16 protein-coding genes are annotated in these 20,366 nt (G+C 39.3%); 3 read left to right on the forward strand and 13 right to left on the reverse strand.

The window, feature by feature from the left end; all coding sequences use genetic code 11:
* Positions 1–171 precede the first annotated feature (171 nt).
* From AACV01_RS01035 to AACV01_RS01045, 3 genes are read right to left on the reverse strand one after another with little or no spacing between them, the layout of a single operon-like run.
* Positions 172–1,959 (reverse strand): SmdB family multidrug efflux ABC transporter permease/ATP-binding protein, encoded by a 1,788-nt coding sequence (locus AACV01_RS01035; protein WP_161682317.1) that lies wholly within the window; start codon positions 1,957–1,959, stop codon positions 172–174.
* The gene (locus tag AACV01_RS01040) at positions 1,946–3,691 is read right to left on the reverse strand and encodes a SmdA family multidrug ABC transporter permease/ATP-binding protein (RefSeq protein WP_017827763.1); all 1,746 of its coding nucleotides are present in this window, start codon (positions 3,689–3,691) and stop codon (positions 1,946–1,948) included. Before AACV01_RS01040 ends, AACV01_RS01035 begins: the two co-directional genes overlap by 14 nt.
* 55 nt (positions 3,692–3,746) lie before the next feature.
* Positions 3,747–4,208: an Lrp/AsnC family transcriptional regulator gene (locus tag AACV01_RS01045; RefSeq protein WP_004245080.1), complete on the reverse strand. Its 462-nt coding sequence runs from the start codon at positions 4,206–4,208 to the stop codon at positions 3,747–3,749.
* 157 nt (positions 4,209–4,365) lie between these two features.
* Between AACV01_RS01045 and queC the strand changes: the two genes are divergently transcribed.
* Positions 4,366–5,064 (forward strand): 7-cyano-7-deazaguanine synthase QueC, encoded by a 699-nt coding sequence (queC, locus tag AACV01_RS01050; protein WP_020945211.1) that lies wholly within the window; start codon positions 4,366–4,368, stop codon positions 5,062–5,064.
* Between the two features lie 389 nt (positions 5,065–5,453).
* Here queC and AACV01_RS01055 read toward each other — a convergent pair whose 3' ends face one another.
* The 9 genes from AACV01_RS01055 to bolA form a co-directional block, all read right to left on the reverse strand.
* Positions 5,454–5,861 carry an acyl-CoA thioesterase gene (locus AACV01_RS01055; protein WP_004245082.1) on the reverse strand — a complete coding sequence of 136 codons (408 nt, stop codon included), beginning with the start codon at positions 5,859–5,861 and terminating at the stop codon, positions 5,454–5,456.
* A 211-nt stretch (positions 5,862–6,072) separates the two neighbouring features.
* The gene (locus AACV01_RS01060; protein WP_004245083.1) at positions 6,073–6,447 is read right to left on the reverse strand and encodes a ComEA family DNA-binding protein; all 375 of its coding nucleotides are present in this window, start codon (positions 6,445–6,447) and stop codon (positions 6,073–6,075) included.
* A 254-nt stretch (positions 6,448–6,701) separates the two neighbouring features.
* Positions 6,702–8,579, reverse strand: a complete 1,878-nt coding sequence (gene ppiD, locus AACV01_RS01065; RefSeq protein ID WP_004245084.1) for a peptidylprolyl isomerase — start codon at positions 8,577–8,579, stop codon at positions 6,702–6,704.
* Between the two features lie 468 nt (positions 8,580–9,047).
* On the reverse strand, positions 9,048–9,323 hold the full coding sequence (gene hupB, locus AACV01_RS01070; RefSeq protein WP_004247229.1) for a nucleoid-associated protein HU-beta: 276 nt from the start codon (positions 9,321–9,323) through the stop codon (positions 9,048–9,050).
* Between the two features lie 221 nt (positions 9,324–9,544).
* A complete protein-coding gene (lon, locus tag AACV01_RS01075; protein ID WP_004245086.1) occupies positions 9,545–11,899 on the reverse strand; it encodes an endopeptidase La in 2,355 nt (784 codons plus the stop codon).
* Between the two features lie 257 nt (positions 11,900–12,156).
* Positions 12,157–13,428, reverse strand: coding sequence for an ATP-dependent protease ATP-binding subunit ClpX (clpX, locus tag AACV01_RS01080; RefSeq protein ID WP_004245087.1), 1,272 nt, complete (start codon positions 13,426–13,428; stop codon positions 12,157–12,159).
* A gap of 144 nt (positions 13,429–13,572) precedes the next feature.
* Positions 13,573–14,196, reverse strand: coding sequence for an ATP-dependent Clp endopeptidase proteolytic subunit ClpP (gene clpP / locus AACV01_RS01085; RefSeq protein WP_004245088.1), 624 nt, complete (start codon positions 14,194–14,196; stop codon positions 13,573–13,575).
* A gap of 256 nt (positions 14,197–14,452) precedes the next feature.
* Complete coding sequence (gene tig / locus AACV01_RS01090) at positions 14,453–15,757, reverse strand: trigger factor (protein WP_004245089.1); 1,305 nt, start codon at positions 15,755–15,757, stop codon at positions 14,453–14,455.
* Between the two features lie 322 nt (positions 15,758–16,079).
* Positions 16,080–16,394: a transcriptional regulator BolA gene (gene bolA, locus AACV01_RS01095; RefSeq protein WP_004245090.1), complete on the reverse strand. Its 315-nt coding sequence runs from the start codon at positions 16,392–16,394 to the stop codon at positions 16,080–16,082.
* 330 nt (positions 16,395–16,724) lie between these two features.
* On the opposite strand from bolA, the gene AACV01_RS01100 reads away from it, so the two are divergent.
* Entirely contained in the window at positions 16,725–17,303 is a 579-nt protein-coding gene (locus AACV01_RS01100) for a YajG family lipoprotein (protein WP_004245091.1), read from the forward strand.
* Positions 17,304–17,361: 58 nt separating this feature from the next.
* Positions 17,362–18,882 carry a muropeptide MFS transporter AmpG gene (gene ampG / locus AACV01_RS01105; RefSeq protein WP_161682319.1) on the forward strand — a complete coding sequence of 507 codons (1,521 nt, stop codon included), beginning with the start codon at positions 17,362–17,364 and terminating at the stop codon, positions 18,880–18,882.
* Positions 18,883–18,981: 99 nt separating this feature from the next.
* Here ampG and dbpA read toward each other — a convergent pair whose 3' ends face one another.
* Positions 18,982–20,355 carry an ATP-dependent RNA helicase DbpA gene (gene dbpA, locus AACV01_RS01110; protein WP_012367479.1) on the reverse strand — a complete coding sequence of 458 codons (1,374 nt, stop codon included), beginning with the start codon at positions 20,353–20,355 and terminating at the stop codon, positions 18,982–18,984.
* Between the last annotated feature and the right edge of the window lie 11 nt (positions 20,356–20,366).

The following is a 20,366-nucleotide window of genomic DNA, read 5'->3' on the forward strand; positions in this document are numbered from 1 at the left end:
TGATAGAGCAAGAGATATGCCAATAGTTATTTCATTGATAAATAAATAAAAAATAAATATCACTCACTAACTTAGTGCAATAAATGCTCTTATCATGTCCACAATGCTAAAAATTGGGGCAATAAAAAACCCAGCATTGGCTGGGTTAGGATGAATGGAATTTAGATTATATCACTCAACAACGGCTGGCTCTTGAACTTGTAATGACTCTTTAACTTGTTGTAATTGGTACATATTGTAATAGCGACCTTTTTGTGCCAATAGTTGTGCATGTTTACCTTGCTCAACAATCTCACCACGATGAAGCACTACAATTTCGTCAGCATCGATAATGGTTGAAAGGCGATGAGCGATAACAATTAATGTGGTTTTTTCTCTTATTTCCGTAAGGGCTTTTTGAACAGCTTGCTCTGTACCCGAGTCGATATTTGCCGTTGCCTCATCTAAGATAAGAATACGGGGTGGAAATAATAATACTCGAGCTAATGCTAATAACTGTTTTTGTCCCGCGGATAAGCGACTACCCTGTTCACCTAAGGGGGTTTCTAAACCATCAGGTAATGTTTTTACCCAGCTATTTAATTGTACTGTTGCTAATACTTGCCATAAGTGAGCTTCAGAGCAGTGACGCCCTAAAGTAATATTGTCACGCAAAGTGCCTGATAATAAAACAGGATCTTGCTGTACCATCGCAATACCGCTTCTTAATGCCTGATGGGAATAGCATTCTAATGGATGGTTATCTAAGTAGATATGTCCTTTCTGCCATGGATAATTTCCCATAAGCAAACTGGCTAAGGTACTTTTTCCACTGCCAGTATGCCCCACAAAAGCGACAAAGTGGCGAGCAGGTATATCAAGGTTAATCTCTTTTAATACCCACTGCTGTTTTAGATACGCAAACCACAAGCCGTCAATGGTAATATTCCCTTGATTAATGGTATAGCTTGCATTGCCATATTGCTGCATCGGGGCGTCCATTAACTCAAAGACTCGTTCACCGGAAACAACCGCTTGTTGTAATAAAGATTGTTGAGACGTCAGAGTAATAAGAGGTTCATTAAGACGACCTAAATAGCTGATAAAAGCATAAATGACCCCAACACCAATCACGGCACTACCTTGATATCCAAACAGTATCAATAAGCCACATAGCACCAATGCAGAGAGCATACTGAGTAACGGGCGCAATAATAACCCGTCAAGTTTTAGTGCTTTCATACGTGCTTGATAATGTTGCCAGCTATCATCTGACATTCTCTTACCGAAGCGAGCTTGTTGACGAAATTGCTGGATAACCGACATACCATTAATCACTTCATGAAAGCCATCATTAATATTGGCAAGATAATGACGCACATTGCGGACAATCGGTGTACTTAGCCGTTGATAAAGCATCATCACACCAATAACCGCAGGGAAAATCGTCATCGCCACCAATGCCATTTGCCATTCGAGTAGAAACATAGCGATTAACATCACAACCACCAATGCTATAGCACGAAATAGAGCAGGAAAGACGTTAACAAATAGATCTTTGATAGTTTCTGTATCATTGGTAACACGAGAAATCAGCTGTCCTACAGGCTGATTATCAAATGCACTTAATGGCTGTTTTAGCGCAGCACTCATCACATCTGCTCGTAACTGTTGTACCACCCCAACAGCGGCATAATTAAAGACGATTGTTTGGTAATAGTGCAATAGTGCCGCAATAATTTGTAATAGAATAAAAGCAGCAGCAAGACCTAATGCGCCTCGCCATTCAACTTGATGAGTCGCTACTTTAGCATCAATAAAATAACTAATAAGTAAAGGTCCACCCACTTCTGCAATAGCTGCCACCCATAACATCACCACACCTAATGTCATCGGTTTGCGATAGGTTTTGCCATAAGCTAATAATCTTTTTAAGGCCGGCAATAACGTTTTAATGGATTTATTATTATTTATCGTCATCTAATGCGGCCTCGAGTTGTTGATAATGGTACATATCTTGATACCAACCTGGCACTGCAATAAGTGTTTGATGAGTACCTTGCTCTATGATTTCGCCTTGTTTTAATACCAATATATTTGTTGCATCAACCAGTGCAGATAAACGGTGAGCACTAATAATAATGGTTTTCTCTTTACGCCATTGAGCCAGATTTTGTAAGATCTGGTATTCAGTTTGTCCATCAACGGCTGATAACGCATCATCTAATAACAAGATTTCCGCATCTAACAGTAAAGCTCTAGCAATGGAAATACGTTGCTTTTGTCCCCCCGAAAGCATGACCCCTTTTTCACCAACTTGAGTCAGATATCCTTCGGGTAAATTTAAAATATCATCGTGAATATTGGCGATTTTGGCTACTGCCTCTATTTCTTCTTTGGTAGCATCAGGGCGTCCTAAGGCTATATTTCCGGCAATCGTATCCGAAAAAAGAAACGGTGTTTGGTTGACAACAGCAAGTCTTCCCCGCCATTCATCCAATTTTAATTGGTAAAGGGGGACAGATTGAAAACGAATATCCCCTTCACTGACATCATATAAGCGCTGGATCAGCGCTAACAAAGTGCTTTTCCCCGCTCCAGTCATACCGCAAATACCCAACATCTCACCAGGAGAGAGTGTAAAATGAATGTTTTTTAGTACATCAACTTGCTGTTTGGGGTAATGAAACGCTTTAATATCTACCGCTAAAGTTCCTTTTTGATGCATTGGTGATAATTGACCATCAACCATAGCCGGTTGCTCATTGAGTAATGCATTGATCCTGCTATAAGCCGCACTACCACGCTCAACAATATTAAACATCCATGCCAGCGCTAACATAGGCCAAATCATTTGCCCTAAATACATTACAAAACTGGTTAATTCTCCCAATGTCATCGTGCCATTGAGAACAAAATAACTTCCTCCCGCCACAGCAAGTAAGTTAGCAAAACCAATTGCCATAAAAATCGTGGGGTCAAACAATGCATCGACTTTTGCCACTCGCATATTTTGTCGACCCGTCTCTTTTGCAACCGTTTCAAAACGTGAAGCATGTTGCTGTTCAAGACCGAAAGATTTGATCATACGAATGCTACTTAAACTTTCTTGCGCTTGATTATTCAATGAAGAAAACAGTGCTTGTGCACTTTTAAAGCGGTGATGTAGTTTATCGCCATAGCGTTTAATTAATATTGCCATTAATGGCATAGGTAACAATGAGATAAGTGTCAATTGCCAACTTAACTGAATACTCATCATCACTAACACAGCAAGTCCCATTACCATAGAGTCAACAAGGGTTAACACCCCTTCCCCTGCGGCAAAAACGACTTTATCAACATCATTAGTGGTACGTGCAATTAAATCACCCGTGCGATAACGTTGATAAAAAGCCGATGATTGAAGACTAAGTTGGCGATAGATTTGCATACGTAATTTCACTGCCAGTTGGTAAGAAGCACCAAATAACCACAGTCGCCAAATATAACGTAATAAATAGACAGCAAGGGCGATCAATACCATGATCCCGATCCACCCCATAATTTGCTGAAAAGACAGGCTATGGCTATCAACACCATCAACAATAATCCCGACGATTTTCGGAGGGATCACTTGTAGAACGGCTATAACCATCAATAAGAAAATAGCACCGACATAACGACGCCATTCGCTGATAAAATACCAACTGAGCTGTGAAAATAGAGCCACGCCTTAAATCCTAAGGTTGTACAAAAATAAAAGTGCCAGTTGGTAAAGAGGGATCTTATTCAGGTATCGGCATTGCCGTTGTGTATTTAATTTTTTCCATTGCAAAGTTAGAAGTTACGTCAATAAGCCCAGGAACGCCGTTAACCATGCGTTTGTAAAATTGGTCATAACTTTTCATGTCTACAACTTCAACATGCATTAGATAATCACACTCACCCGCCATTCGATAGAATGTCAGTACTTCTGGCATTTGCTTAACGAATGATACAAATTGTTCATACCACTCGCTATTATGTTGCTGTGTTCTTATCATAACAATAACTGTTAAGCCAAGCCCAATTTTTTCGCTGTCGAGTAATGCAACACGTTTACGAATATACCCTTCATCCTCGAGTCTTTTCAATCGTTTCCAGCAAGGTGTTGAGGTTAGGTTAACCGCCTCTGCCAAAGTATTCAGTGAGAGGCTTGAATCTTCCTGTAATAGCGTTAATAGTTTTCGGTCAATCTTATCTAACATAAATACTCCTTTAACATATGCCCCTACAAAAAATAGTAATAATCTACCCCTGCTATAAGAATAATCTCTTACTGATAATTTGGTGATAACTTGTCATAATATCTGCAATATTATGCGTATTAATCCTTAAAAAATATCAATATTCAGGAGTATTCTGATGAAAAAAACGGTCGTTGTCTTTAGTGGTGGACAAGATTCGACAACCTGCCTAATCCAAGCACTAGAGCAGTATGATGAAGTTCATTGTATTACATTTAATTATGGACAACGTCATAAAGAAGAAATTGAGGTAGCACAAAGAGTCAGTCAATTATTAGGTGCAACCGCACATAAAGTTTTGGATGTCAGTTTACTCAATGAACTCGCTATCAGTAGCTTAACACGTGACAATATTCCTGTGCCTGATTTTAAACAGAGTGAACAAAGCGATATTCCTAGTACCTTTGTACCTGGTAGAAATATTTTATTTCTTACATTAGCCGCCATTTATGCTTATCAGATTGGTGCTGAAAGCGTTATTACCGGCGTATGTGAAACTGATTTCTCAGGTTATCCAGATTGTCGCGATGAGTTTGTTAAGGCTCTAAATCATGCGGTAAATTTAGGTATTGCTCGTGATATTCAGTTTATCACTCCGTTGATGTGGTTAGATAAAGCGCAAACTTGGGCACTCGCTGACTATTACGGTAAGTTAGATTTTGTACGCCACAACACCTTAACTTGTTATAACGGTATTCAAGGTGATGGTTGTGGTCAATGTGCAGCTTGCCATTTAAGAGAGCGTGGACTTCATGGCTATTTACAAGACAAAAATGCCATTATGGACGCCATGAAAAATAAAGTTGGCCTTAAATAATCTGTCAAAAATGTGTTAGCTTTGTTTTCTGTGCGTTTACCCCCGTAGCAGTTATTTTTAATTCGCGGCCTGTTAGGTTGCTAATAAAATCGTCGAAGCCGTGATAACTAATTAACCAGTTTTACCCTGTTTTCCCCTGTGATTTTCTCCGCCCTGAAAACAACAGAGCGGGGAATTACTCTATACTAAAACCAATTGACCTCCTCCATGCCCTAAAAGATGTGGCTCCCTACAGCGGTTCAGACCACAGTCTGACTCACCTCGGTGGGTTCCTGCTTCAGCGAGTGGGCTGACTACTCCCTCCCTTACACAGGTAAGTACGATATATCCTGCCGCTAATATGTTACGATCACCGATAGAATTAGACGGTTAACTGGATAACATCAATGCTAATCAGCAGACTGGCGTACATACTCCAATTTTTCTCGTAACTGATCTGTAAGTGTTAATGCTTTTTTAGTATTGATATCAACGAGTACAAAAGTCACTAATGCATCTGAAATCAATGCACCATCTTGTTTTCTCACTATTTTTTGAGACAACACGCCACTTTTAATACCGACTTCTGCAATATCACAACTAATGATTAGTTCATCGCCTAAATTAGCAGGCAAACGATAGTTGATATTAATATTCGCGACAACGAGTGCTAGACCATGCCGTTTAAACCAAGCGAGATCTAAGTGTTGTTCAATCCAATCCCATCTTGCTTGTTCTAAAAATTCAAGGTAACGCGCATTATTCACATGCTCAAAAACATCTAAATGGAATCCATAAACTTTAATTAATGTACTCATATGACTTTATTACCTCTTGATATCCCTAACAAACTTTAGCTAAGAGAAATTTCTATGTAATATCTTAAATATAGTCAAAAATATCAAATAGGGTATATTTCATCCGATTATTTATCACCCAAATTAAAATACCATCTGATCATTAATATTATATAAAGGCAATTCTGTACCCCTTTTTGATCACAAAAAAGGGCACAGTATTATCGAGTAATTAGTTGATAATAATTAGATCTTTATTTTGTTCAATAAGCTTCATACCAATACCAAAGACCTTAGCGAGATCATCAAAAGAAGCAAAACGCCCCACTTTTTCTCGATAATCGATAATGGCTTGCGCTTTTGCTTTTCCGATCCCTTTTAGCGTCATTAATTCATCAAGTGTTGCACTATTAATATCCAACTTTCCTTGTGCACTAGCGTTTACCTCACTGACAGCACTCTCTTTTTGATCCCCTTTTTCAATCAACATGGTTGATGTTGAAGGCGATATATCATCGGCATAAGAGAGTGGTGATAACCCTAAACCTAATGTTAAACATATTGATGCCATAAATGCTGATAGTGTTTTTTTATCCATTTTAATCATCTCCTTTTTGTAAAAATAACTGTATATTCAACAGCAAACAGCGATTACTGAATGCCATCAAATAATGCCAAGCCTTAAATAATTCAGCAATTAGCAACTATATGAATTACGAGAGAGTAAGAAAAATAAATTGAATAAAAAAATAGAGTTACAAAAAATGACGTGACTGCTCGCAATTTCTAATCTTGAATATAATTTTCGCCATAAAAAAACCCAGTCGAAACTGGGTTTTTATTCAATCAATCTAAGATAGTTTATTGATAATCTTTATCAAAAATCTCGATTTTTGCTTTTTCTCTTAAATCGCTGAGCATAAGTTGTAAAGCTTCTTCTCCCATTTGGGCGCGATAGAGATTAGTCATAAATTCAAGCTGTTCTGCCGTTGGCTTACCATCAGTGACACTATCTAGTTGGATTAAGACCACTTTTGAACCCGGTACATTAGACATACCGTACTCTTTTTTACCTTCTGCTGGTTTTGGCATAGCAAAAATAGCACTTTGTATCGGATCTGTGGCTGATGAATGAACCACGCTTTCTACCTCACCAAACGAGATATTTGCTTCTTTCAATGCCGCCTCTCCTTTACCTTCTTTTAAGGCTGCAAGGAGTTTCTGAGCTTGCGCATTCATCGCTTGAGAAGCTTTTTGCTGTTTGACCAGTGTAATAACCTTGTCACGTACTTTATCTAATGGTTGGGTTGATGCAGGTTTATATCCTTCGACACGAACAATATAAGCACTATCATTACCAAGGGTAACCATATCTGAGTTCATGCCTGTAGGGCCATTGTCATCAACCAGTGAACCACCAAAGATAAGCTGTGTTAACTTTTCGTTATTCAAGGCTGCTGGTACATTGTTTTCATCAAACCAATCTGTATTGATTACAGTGACGTTCCCTGCTTTTGCTGCTGTCGCTAGCGTGTCGTTATCATTCGAAGCGGCTTGACTCACTTTTTGCTGCAATGCGAAGAAATCATCAATGGCTTTGTTTTCACGCATTTTTACTAATAAGTCAGCTTTAATGTCATCAAAAGGTTTTACCACCGAAGGTTTCATATCATCAAGACGGAAAATAGCATAACCGTTGCTGATTTTAACTGGCTGTGAAATTTGCCCCTTCTCAGTCAAACTCGCATTTGCTAATTCTGGTAGCTCTTGGCCAATAGTGATCCAGCCTAATGAACCATTTTGTTTAGCAGAAAAAGTATCAATAGATTTTTCTTTTACTAAAGTGACGAAGTCAGCGCCATTTTTCAACGCGTCTTCAGCTTCTTTCGCAGCGGTTTCATCTGCTAAGACAAGTAGACTGTATTTTTTTTGTCCGGGGACAGTAAATTCACTGATATTACTATCGTAATAAGCTTTAACTTCATCATCTGAAATAGTGATGTTGCTTAAATCTTTTTGGGCTTCTAACTGAATATAGCTCACTTTAACTTGTGCTGGAGCGATAAACATAGAGGTATTTTGGTCATAAAAGGCTTTTAATTCTTCATCTGATACCGTCTCTTTTTCAAGGAATGGTTGAATATCTAATGAAGCGAGACGCACATTACGACTTTGTAGCATTAAGCCGGCAAAGTCTTTAACTTCGCTCTCTAAAGCAAAGTCAGTGCCTTGAATAGAATAACGTAATTGTTGATTAATCAGATTTTGACGAATTCCTTCAGCAAAGGCATCAGCGTCAATATTATTCGCCGTTAATAACTCAACGTATTTTTTGTTATCAAATTTACCATCAGTTTGGAAATAAGGTAGCGCAAAAATCGCGTCTCTGATTTGCTGGTCGCCAGCAGAAATACCTAACTCTTGAGCAAATTGATCCAGCAAAGCTTGGTTAATCAGCACATTCAATGCTTGTTGGCGGATCATTTTTTGTCCCTCATCTGATGATGCGAGGGAAGCAAAATTGTCACCCATGTCTTTTTGTAGTTGTGCTCGGCGTTGTTGATAAGCTTGCTCTAACTGAGCACGACTTATTTTATAACCGTTAACTTCAGCGGCATCATTAACACCAGAACTAAAGAGATATCCGCCCACACCAGTTAGGACGAAAGAGAGGATGATCACAGCTAATAGTATCTTAATAAAAGGATTATTAGCAGTTGAACGAATGTTGTCCATCATAACGAGACTAGGCTCCGTTTGGTGAAAAAATTATTTTTTATTGGTGTTACACGACTATTTTGAGCACAGCTAATTTAACATGCTCATCGCTGGCTTAATATCAAAATGTCGCAACACGCGACAATCCTTAGAAATAGCCAATCCCGTATAAAATTTGAGTCTTAACACACATCTTACAGATACAAAATAAACAGCTCTAATTGACTCATTGGTCAGTTAAGTCTTTAGCTAACCATGAGATGCTTTTATGTTGTCTATTTCAGTTATAGAACAACGCGCTATTCTATCAAATGACTACTTTAGTTTCACGTCTTATCACCAGAGAATACTCGGTTTAATCCCCTTTTCTGTGATAAAAAAAGAAAAGCGCATCCTTTAAAGATGCGCTTTATTTCTTAATCGATTCGTTTTCTGTTTATCCATAACGTCAACCCAATAACACATTAGGCAGAAAAACGATTTACTCAATTATTGATTTACTGCGTCTTTTAGACCTTTACCCGCACGGAATGCAGGCACTTTGGCCGCAGCAATTTGAATCTCTTTACCTGTTTGTGGATTACGGCCAGTACGTGCTGCGCGATCACGTACGGTAAATGTACCGAAGCCCACTAATGCAACGTCATCACCTTTTTGTAAAGATTCAGTGATTGAAGCTACCATTGCATCTACAACACGACCCGCTGCCGCTTTAGTGATATCTGCATTCGCAGCAATTTTGTCGATCAGTTGAGTTTTATTCACGCTTTTCATCCCCATAATTTATGCGTTATTTTTTACCATTAATGGCAAATTTTGCAAACGTCGTTATATCAAGCCTTTTTATATATAGCAAGACTGATAAAACAGGACTATTAATTAATAAACCCCATTAAATTAACGACACAAAAAAAGACTGGCAAGCTTTTATTGCTTATCCAGCCTTTTTTTTAGTGAAATATTATGATTCACATCACGATTTAGTGTTATTTGTTAGTCACTACTTCGATGCCAAATGGCGATTTCTCTAGGGCTAACGTTAAAACTTCCTCAATTGTTTTCACTGGGTGAATATCCAGATCAGCAACAATGTTTTCAGGAATTTCTTCTAAATCACGTTTATTTTCATCAGGGATAAGAACTGTCTTAATTCCGCCACGATGTGCCGCAAGTAACTTTTCTTTTAATCCACCGATTGGCAATACTTGACCACGTAAGGTAATTTCTCCCGTCATTGCAACATCTGAACGAACTGGATTACCCGTTAAACTGGAAACCAACGCGGTACACATTGCAATACCCGCACTTGGACCATCTTTTGGCGTCGCGCCTTCTGGTACGTGTACATGAATATCACGTTTTTCATAGAAGTCGCCATTAATGCCCAGTTTGTCAGCTCGAGCACGAACCACAGTCATCGCTGCTTGAATCGACTCTTGCATAACTTCACCTAACGAGCCAGTGAAGGTCAGTTTACCTTTACCCGGTACACTTGCCGTTTCAATCGTCAGTAGGTCACCACCAACTTCTGTCCAAGCAAGCCCTGTAACCATACCAATACGATTTTCTGTATCAGCACGACCATAATCGACTTTACGTACACCTAAATAATCTTTCAGATTATTTTCATCGATTTCAATATGCTTGATAGTACTATCCATCAGCAGTTGTTTAACCGCTTTACGACATAATTTAGAAATTTCACGCTCTAAGCTACGCACACCCGCTTCACGCGTATAATAGCGAATAATGCCCATAATCGCGCTGTCGTGAATTGTTAGCTCATTCTCTTTCAGTGCATTACGTTCAATCTGTTTTGGTAACAGATGCTGTTTTGCAATGTTGAGTTTTTCATCTTCGGTATAACCCGATAAGCGGATCACTTCCATACGATCGAGTAATGGCGCCGGAATGTTCATGGAGTTAGATGTCGCCACAAACATAACATCGGATAAGTCGTAGTCTACTTCAAGATAGTGGTCATTAAAGGCGATATTTTGTTCTGGATCTAACACCTCTAACAGTGCTGAAGCTGGATCACCGCGCATATCTGATGACATCTTGTCGATTTCATCTAATAAAAATAGCGGGTTTTTAACACCAACTTTGGCCATTTTTTGGATTAACTTACCAGGCATCGATCCAATGTAAGTACGACGGTGACCACGGATTTCAGCTTCATCACGCACCCCACCTAATGCCATACGTACATATTTACGACCTGTCGCTTTCGCGATAGATTGACCTAGCGACGTTTTACCTACCCCAGGAGGCCCTACCAAACACAGGATTGGCCCTTTAATTTTGCTGACACGAGACTGAACCGCGAGATATTCAAGAATACGCTCTTTCACACGTTCTAAGCCATAATGATCCGTATCAAGTACTTCCTGCGCTTTCACTAAGTCTTTTTTCACTTTGCTACGGCTATTCCAAGGAACTTGTACCATCCAATCAATATAGCTGCGGACTACTGTTGCTTCAGCAGACATTGGCGACATCATTTTTAATTTCTGAAGTTCAGCTTCTGTCTTTTCTCTCGCCTCTTTGGGCATTTTCGCCGCTTCAATTTTGCGTTTTAACGACTCCATTTCATCAGGTGCATCATCCATCTCACCTAATTCTTTTTGGATCGCTTTCATCTGCTCATTGAGGTAGTACTCACGCTGGCTTTTTTCCATCTGCTTTTTAACGCGGTTACGAATGCGTTTTTCAACTTGTAGCAGATCGATTTCTGATTCCATCATCGCCATTAAATACTCTAGGCGTTCTGTTACATCAGACATTTCAAGCACAGCTTGCTTATCTTTTAATTTCAAAGGCATATGCGAAGCAATGGTATCAGCTAACTTCGCAGATTCTTCAATCGCATGCAATGAGGCTAATACCTCTGGCGGAATTTTTTTATTCAGCTTGATATAACCTTCAAACTGATTGATCGCCGTGCGATTTAGTACCTCTTGTTCACGCTCATCAACAACGGGCGTGTCTAGATATTCCGCTTTAGCTTGGAAATACTCACCATTATCAGATAATGTGGTAATTTTTGCGCGGCGAATACCTTCAACAAGCACTTTTACGGTTCCGTCAGGCAGTTTCAGCATCTGTAAAACAGAAGCCACTGTCCCCACAGAAAAAAGATCATTAACACCTGGTTCGTCAGTAGATGCATCTTTCTGCGCAACCAGCATAATTTGTTTGTTGTCGTTCATCGCAGCTTCTAAGCAATGAATAGATTTTTCACGACCAACAAACAACGGGATCACCATATGTGGATATACAACGACATCACGTAATGGCAATACAGGTATTTCAATACGTTCTGGACGCTCAGGATTCATAGAGCTCTCTCTTCGTTTTTAGCTTAACGCTTTTACAGGTAATTTTATTCGCATCTCACCAAATAAAATTAATTCTACGGATTGTCAAAATATATAAGGGCAGTTTTCCGACATTCAATAGCATTCCCTATTAAAAAAACAAAATGAGGGAAAATTCCCTCATTTTTATTGCGTTGGCACGCGTTATCCTATTTTTTTGCCCTAAAAGGGAGAAAATAGATAATATCAGACAAGAGGTATTGCTGATTTTCGCTATATTATTCACCCGATGCCTGATTTTCAGGTTGACTATATATAATCAGCGGTTCAGATTTCCCATTGATTACATTTTCATCAATGACCACTTTCTCTGCATTTTCAAATGAAGGAAGATCGTACATTGTATCAAGTAATGCAGCTTCTACAATGGAACGTAAACCACGCGCCCCTGTCTTACGCGACATCGCTTTTTTAGCAATCGCGGTTAACGCATCTTTACGGAACTCTAAATCTACACCTTCTAATTTAAACAATGCTTGATACTGTTTAGTCAGGGCATTTTTAGGCTCTTGCAGAATTTGAATTAACGCATCTTCATTGAGCTCACCTAATGTTGCAACAACAGGCAAACGACCAATAAATTCAGGGATCAAACCAAATTTAATCAGATCTTCTGGTTCAACTTGCGCTAATAACTCCCCTTCACTCGCTTTCTCATTTTGGCTTTTCACTTCTGCACCAAAACCAATACCTGAATGGGTATTTAGACGTTGAGCAACTACTTTATCCAGTCCGGCAAAAGCACCACCACAAATAAAGAGGATCTTCGAAGTATCTACTTGTAAGAATTCTTGCTGTGGATGTTTACGTCCGCCTTGAGGAGGTACGGAAGCTACTGTCCCTTCAACTAATTTCAATAATGCTTGCTGTACACCTTCGCCAGAAACATCACGTGTAATTGATGGGTTTTCAGATTTACGAGTGATCTTGTCAATTTCATCAATATAAACAATACCACGTTGTGCTTTTTGCACATCGTAATCGCATTTTTGTAGTAGTTTTTGAATGATGTTTTCAACATCTTCCCCTACATAGCCCGCTTCTGTTAGCGTTGTCGCATCGGCCATGGTAAAAGGTACATCAAGATAACGTGCTAACGTTTCTGCTAATAATGTTTTACCACTACCTGTCGGGCCAATCAGCAGGATATTACTTTTCCCTAGCTCAACACCATCGGCTTTATCGCCATTACGCAGACGTTTATAGTGATTATAAACGGCAACTGCCAATACTTTTTTCGCCAGCTCCTGACCGATAACATAATCATCAAGATGTTTACGGATTTCATGTGGCGTTGGCAATTCACTGCGTTCATGATGAGGTGCTAATTCTTTTATTTCTTCACGAATAATATCAACACAAAGGTCGACACATTCATCACAAATATAAACCGACGGGCCAGCGATTAATTTCTTTACTTCATGCTGGCTTTTACCGCAGAAAGAGCAATACAGAAGCTTCCCAGAGCTATCTTTGCGCTTATCTGTCATCAGTTAACCTCACTTAGTTATTCCTCTTATCAGCGAATAAGAGGAAGAAAGACTTTTTTATCTAGAGATTAATAGCAGCTTTCTTTATATCAATCTATAACAAAGAAAACCTGTTAACTCCATAGCTATTACAACGGAATATGACTAGCTGCGTTGTGTATAAACTTTATCAACTAAACCATATTCTAACGCTTCGTTAGCGGATAAGAAACGATCACGCTCAGTATCTCTTTCTATTTCTTCAATAGATTTCCCCGTATGTTGAGCCATTAACTCATTCATACGCGATTTCACTTTCAAAATTTCTTGAGCGTGGATTTGAATATCTGTCGCTTGGCCTTGGTATCCACCTAAAGGTTGGTGGATCATGACACGTGAGTTAGGTAGACAAATACGTTTACCTTTTGCACCTGCAGATAATAAAAATGCACCCATTGAACAAGCTTGTCCCATACAAATAGTGCTAACATCCGCTTTGATATATTGCATTGTGTCATAAATTGACATACCTGCAGTGATCACACCACCCGGTGAATTAATGTACAGGTTAATATCTTTTTCTGGGTTCTCAGCTTCTAAAAACAACATCTGAGCAACAATGAGATTGGCCATATGATCTTCAACTTGGCCAGTCAGGAAAATGATACGTTCTTTTAATAAACGTGAATAAATATCGTAAGAGCGCTCACCTCGTGAAGTCTGCTCTATAACCATCGGCACCAAAGCCATATTAGGTGCGAATTGTTCCTGGGTGTCGTTAAATGACATATCTGTCTCCTATTGCATTCTTATTGGTGCCAATGACAACAATTTTACTTGAGATAATTGATCATGACCATTGCAAATGATCCAATCTCTCACAAGACATTCAAGGCGCCTCGCGAGGAGTGATAAAATGACTATAGAATTATCTGGAGATAATCGCTCAAATTTCAAGACAAAATTTGATAAATATACACAAACTGAAAAAAACCCGTGGTTTTTACCACGGGTTTTTGCTTAAAACCGATATCGCGGTTAAAAATTAACCCATCTGAACTTCATTCATTAGTTCAGTGAAGTTAGTTTCTTTTTCCGTTACTTTAGCAGTTGCTAAGATTTTTTCTACCGCTTGCTCTTCTAATGCTAAATTACGGATGTTATTCATCAGTTGTTCGTTCTTATTGTAGAACTCAACAACTTCTGATGGATCTTCATAAGCTGAAGCCATTTCGTCGATCAACGCTTTCACACGCTCGTCTTCTGCTTTCAGTTCATTACTATTGATCACTTCACCTAACAGTAATCCAACGATAACACGACGTTTTGCTTGTTCTTCGAACAATTCACGTGGTAATTGCAGAGCTTGTTTTTCATCACCACCGAAACGTTGTGCTGCTTGACGTTGCAGAACTTCAATTTCGCTATCTACCGCAGCTGCAGGTACGTCAACTTCGTTAGCTTTCACTAAGCCATCGATAACTTGTGATTTAACACGTGTACGGATCGCATTTTTCAGCTCACGTTCCATGTTTTTACGTACTTCGGCACGTAAACCATCAACTGAACCATCTGCAATACCGAAGCGTTTGATGAACTCTTCAGTTAATTCTGGCAGTTCACGCTCTTCCACTTTTTTCAGGTTGATAGCAAATTGTGCTTTTTTACCTTTTAAGTTTTCAGCGTGGTAATCTTCTGGGAAAGTCACATCGATAGTGAATTCTTCACCTGCTTTATGACCGATAAGACCTTCTTCGAAACCTGGGATCATACGACCTTGACCCATTGCCAGTACGAAATCTTCAGCTTTTCCGCCTTCAAATTCTTCACCGTCAATAGAACCATTAAAATCAACAGTTACACGATCTTCTGCCGCAACTTCACCTTCTTTATCTTTCCACTCGGCTTGTTGTTTACGCAGAGTTTCTAACATGTTATCAACGTCTTCGTCTTTAACTGTCACGATAGGTTTTACCACTTCAATGCTTTCCAGATCTTTCAGTTCGATTTCTGGGAAAACTTCGAATTCTACAGAGTATACAAAGTCTTCACCTTCTTTGTATTGCTCTGGTTTGTAATCAGGTGCACCTACTGGGTTAACTTTGTTTTCGATGATAGCGTTGATGAAATTACGCTGCATCAGATCACCCAGAACATCATTCAGAACAGACATACCGTAACGTTGTTTAACCATAGACATTGGTACGTGTCCTTTACGGAAACCATCAATGCGAACAGTTTTAGCAGCTTTTTTCAGTTCGCTGTCTACAGCTTTTTGGATATCAGCGGCTGGTACGGTGATTGTGACACGACGCCCTAGGCCTTGAGTCGTTTCAACAGAAACTTGCATCTTGTTACCTCAAAATAAGTTTTAGTGCTCGGTCTACTTTAAAGGAAGCTAATCTACGGCAAGTAGTATTAGACTTAATACTCCTTTCAGAACCGGGGCCGCCACATTTAAAAAAACGAGGATCCCTGATATCAGAAGCATCCCGAAACCTTACTGAAAATTAGACGCGACATTATAACGATCTAGAGGGGTTGAGTCGAGAAAGAGCCGTTTTATTCCTCAATTTTTTCATAAAAACAAGGTTAACACTGCTTTTTAGCCCCATAAAGAACAAAAAATACGCATCTTAGTCATCATTTACTCACGATTAACAATCTTCTTATTAATCTTGTTGGCTTCCACCACGACATCCTGGAGAGTGTAATGCTTTATCTTGTTGTTCATCCCACTCGCTCAAGGTAAAAGTGTGCAGAGCTAAAGCATGAACGCCATTATCTAATTCATGAGATAACGTTTGATAAACATCACGATGACGTGACACACTGCGTTTATCATTAAATAAGTCACTCACAATAACGACTTTAAAATGGCTCTCCGAGCCTGCAGGTACATTATGACGATGGCTTTCGTTAATGACTTGCAAAAAATGGGGAGAAAAGCGTGAAATCAGCTTATTCTCAATATCATCACGGATCATCTCAGTCCTTATAACATAACAATCAAAAAAAGAAGTTATCTGTTAGTTAAGTGAATAAATAACTTTTCGTAATACAGATAAATGGCTTTCTTGTCTTAAACATTACCTATGATAATCGCTTATTTTTTCTCTTGAGTAAAATGCTCACCTTAACAAGAGAAATGGCATGAGTTATAAATCTGTTCTTATCACAATAAAACGTATTGATAAAAATCAGATAATTTCGTTCATTAAAGGGATATTAGCTACGCTTTTGCAGTGGTATGATAGGCAAAATAGCCACCCTTATCTGCTGAGAAAACGGCAGAATTACTTAATCGAGACACTATCATGATAAAAAATTTACTTTGTGCCGTGTTTGCGCTGACACTGCTAGCAGGATGTGCAACACCAAGCAATAAATTATCGATTGAGCCAGTGATGTCTGTACCACCATCAGATCCAACTATGCGCCCAATTACACTTAGTATCACCAGCCAAGATAAACGACCTTCGAAAAACTTAGCGGAAATGAGTCGTAATGGTAAGTTAGAGGTTTTAGTACCTACACGTGATTTAGCTTTTCTAATGCAAGAAATCGTTCAAAAACAGATGATGGCACGTGGCTATACTTTTGGCTCTCCAGCCGCAGCTGACGTAATTGTGGTGATAAATAAACTGAACGCAGATATTAGTGAAGGAAGTCTACGCCATAATATTAGTGCTAAAGCCGATATTTCCGTTGTTGTCAGCATGCCTAATGGCAGTACAAACACCAAAACCTATCGTACTAGCTACAATGTACAAGGCCCATTTGGCGCATCCAATGATAAAATAGCGGCAGCGATTAATAATGTTTTATCTGAGCTTGTCAGTGATATGGCAAAAGATCCTTCCGTCAGCCAATACATCAAATCTAACGCTCGTTAATTAATAAAAAAACGGCTTGTAAAGATAGCAAGAAACAAGCCGTTAAAAGGAATTTTGCATGCTTCAAGCCGCCTTTAAACAGACCACTTGGTATAAATCTTTTATTTTACTGTTACTTGGTTTCACTTCGGGCTTACCCCTTGCATTAACAGCAGGAACCTTACAAGCATGGATGACAGTAGAAAATATCGATTTAAAAACGATTGGTTTTTTCTCATTGGTTGGCCAAGCTTACGTGTTTAAATTCCTCTGGTCGCCGTTTATGGATCGCTATACACCTTCATTCTTAGGTCGCCGCCGAGGATGGATGTTATTAACACAAATCGGTCTTGTGTTAGGTATTGCGGGTATGGGCTTTTTAAACCCTAGCCATCATTTATGGTGGTTAGCCTCGTTAGCCGTCATCGTCGCTTTCTGTTCTGCCTCACAAGACATCGTCTTTGATGCCTATAAAACCGATATCTTAAAAGCCGATGAACGAGGCACAGGTGCAGCAGTCTCTGTGCTGGGCTATCGAATAGCGATGCTGGTTTCTGGGGGCATGGCACTATGGCTTGCAGATAAATATATTGGCTGGCAAAACATGTACTGGCTAATGGCTGCCTTAATGGGTATTGGTATTATCGCCACGCTATTAGCTCAGGAGCCAGAAACTGCCGTCAAACCTCCACGTACACTCTATGAAGCCGTTATAGAGCCTTTATATGAGTTTTTCTCTCGTAATAATGCATGGTTAATTTTACTACTTATTGTGCTATACAAAATGGGCGATGCCTTTGCGTTAAGCTTAAGTACCACATTCCTTATTCGTGGCGCCGGATTTGATGCAGGTGAAGTGGGATTAGTCAATAAAACGCTTGGATTGGCAGCAACCATTGTCGGAGCCTTATTAGGCGGTTTATTAATGCGCCGTTGGACTTTATTCAAAGCGCTGATGATCTTTGGTATTTTGCAAGGGGGGTCAAATATCGGCTATTGGTATTTAGCTATCTCTGAGCAAAATATTTATAGCATGGGAGCGGTAATCGCTTTCGAAAATATTTGTGGTGGTATGGGAACGGCGGCTTTCGTTGCTCTACTAATGACACTATGCCATCAATCTTTTTCAGCAACACAATTCGCCCTTCTTTCCGCCTTAGCGGCTATCGGCCGAGTCTATGTCGGTCCTGTTGCAGGCTGGTATGTAGAATCCCATGGCTGGGAAGCGTTCTATCTGTTCTCTATTGTTGCCTCTGTTCCCGGTATTCTTTTGCTGATGATCGCTAAAAATACACTCACTTATACGCAAAAAACTAGCGAATTCTTACAACGAACATTATTTATTAAACAATACCGTTTAGCGATTTATGGTTTACTCTTTGCCGTATTACTATTTTTGTGTAGCTTAATATTACTTATTATTAATTCGCTACCCAATTTAGAGATGTTTCAGTCAGTTGATTTTATACAATCTATTAATAATGAATTATTAAGCGAGCTTACTTCTACACTCTTCTTATATGGTGTCATTATTGGCGCCGTTAGCTTAATTATCGGGACTATTTTAGATTACTTGGCACTGAAAAAAACGGCTAATTAAGTTACTTCAATCTATCATCTATTCAAGGACAGCCTAGGCTGTCCTTTTTCTATGTTATCTCTTTATGCTCAAACAGAAAATGATAGGTGATATAACAAATTATCTAAACAGTCTGACTTTTACTGATTTACCTTTAATTTTACCTTGTTGAAGGCTTTTCCATACCTGTTTAGCAATGGACTGTTTTACCGCTACATAGGCATGAGTTGGATGGATATTTATCTTACCAATATCTTCTCCACTAAACCCTAAATCTCCAGTTAATGCACCAAGGATGTCCCCTGGACGCATTTTTGCTTTTTTACCGCCATCAATACATAGTGTTGCCATTGTCGCAACCAATGGTGTGATTGATAAACCTGAAGGGGCTGATTGCCAATCCAGTTTTATATTCAACATTTCTTCCAGAGCATTGGCGCGAGGGATCTCTTCTGGTGCGCAAAAACTAATCGCTAAACCACTTTCTCCCGCTCTGGCTGTTCGTCCAATTCGATGTATATGAACTTCCGGATCGTGTGATAATTCATAATTAATCACCATTTCTAGCGCTTTGATATCTAAGCCACGCGCAGCGACATCTGTGGCGACTAACACTCGACAGCTACCATTAGCAAAACGGATCAATGTTTGGTCGCGCTCTTTTTGCTCCATATCGCCATGTAACGCAAGGACACTTTGGTTGCTTTCGGTCAAAGCTTCATACACATCTTGGCAATCTCTTTTGGTATTACAAAATACCACACAAGAATTAGGTTGATGATGACTCAAAAGCTTTTGTAATAATCCCAATTTGCCATAACGGGAGATCTCATAAAATTGTTGTTCAACCGCTGGCAATTCATCCGGTGAATTAATCTCAATAGTGACAGGATCTTGTTGAATTTTTCGACTAATTTTAGCGATTTCATCCGGCCAAGTTGCAGAAAAGAGCAAAGTTTGACGTTGTGTCGACATTTGAGAAATGATGTCGCTAATATCATCAAAAAATCCCATATCCAGCATTCTATCTGCTTCATCAAGTACCAATGTTTTTACATCAGCAAGTGTGACAGTCTGCTTGTTTAAATGATCTAACAAACGCCCCGGAGTCGCGACAATAATATGAGCAGCATGAATTAATGAATCCCGTTGAATGCTAAAAGGCACCCCACCACACAGAGTCAGAATTTTAATGTTAGGCAGAAAACGAGCCAGTCGACGTAACTCATTAGCGACTTGATCAGCTAATTCTCGAGTTGGACATAATACTAATGATTGAGTATTAAATTGTTTTGCATCAATACGTTGCAATAAACCTAAACCAAAAGCTGCTGTTTTGCCACTTCCGGTTTTTGCTTGGGCTCGAACATCTTTCCCGGCAAGAATAGCAGGTAAAGACGCTTCTTGGACGGGAGTCATCGTTAAATAGCCAAGCTCATTAAGATTAGTAAGTTGCTCAGCAGGAAGTGCATGAAGATCAGCAAATGAGGTCACAATAAAATTCC

Origin of the sequence: Proteus sp. G2609 (genome assembly GCF_963896135.1) — a bacterium.
Taxonomy (GTDB): Bacteria; Pseudomonadota; Gammaproteobacteria; order Enterobacterales; family Enterobacteriaceae; genus Proteus; species Proteus mirabilis.

Coding starts and splice junctions, on each gene's coding strand:
- AACV01_RS01035 (WP_161682317.1), bottom strand. CDS start 1,959: ATGACGATAAATAATAATAAATCCATTAAAACGTTATTGCCGGCCTTA.
- AACV01_RS01045 (WP_004245080.1), bottom strand. CDS start 4,208: ATGTTAGATAAGATTGACCGAAAACTATTAACGCTATTACAGGAAGAT.
- queC (WP_020945211.1), top strand. CDS start 4,366: ATGAAAAAAACGGTCGTTGTCTTTAGTGGTGGACAAGATTCGACAACC.
- AACV01_RS01055 (WP_004245082.1), bottom strand. CDS start 5,861: ATGAGTACATTAATTAAAGTTTATGGATTCCATTTAGATGTTTTTGAG.
- AACV01_RS01060 (WP_004245083.1), bottom strand. CDS start 6,447: ATGATTAAAATGGATAAAAAAACACTATCAGCATTTATGGCATCAATA.
- ppiD (WP_004245084.1), bottom strand. CDS start 8,579: ATGATGGACAACATTCGTTCAACTGCTAATAATCCTTTTATTAAGATA.
- lon (WP_004245086.1), bottom strand. CDS start 11,899: ATGAATCCTGAGCGTCCAGAACGTATTGAAATACCTGTATTGCCATTA.
- clpX (WP_004245087.1), bottom strand. CDS start 13,428: ATGACAGATAAGCGCAAAGATAGCTCTGGGAAGCTTCTGTATTGCTCT.
- clpP (WP_004245088.1), bottom strand. CDS start 14,196: ATGTCATTTAACGACACCCAGGAACAATTCGCACCTAATATGGCTTTG.
- tig (WP_004245089.1), bottom strand. CDS start 15,757: ATGCAAGTTTCTGTTGAAACGACTCAAGGCCTAGGGCGTCGTGTCACA.
- bolA (WP_004245090.1), bottom strand. CDS start 16,394: ATGATCCGTGATGATATTGAGAATAAGCTGATTTCACGCTTTTCTCCC.
- AACV01_RS01100 (WP_004245091.1), top strand. CDS start 16,725: ATGATAAAAAATTTACTTTGTGCCGTGTTTGCGCTGACACTGCTAGCA.
- ampG (WP_161682319.1), top strand. CDS start 17,362: ATGCTTCAAGCCGCCTTTAAACAGACCACTTGGTATAAATCTTTTATT.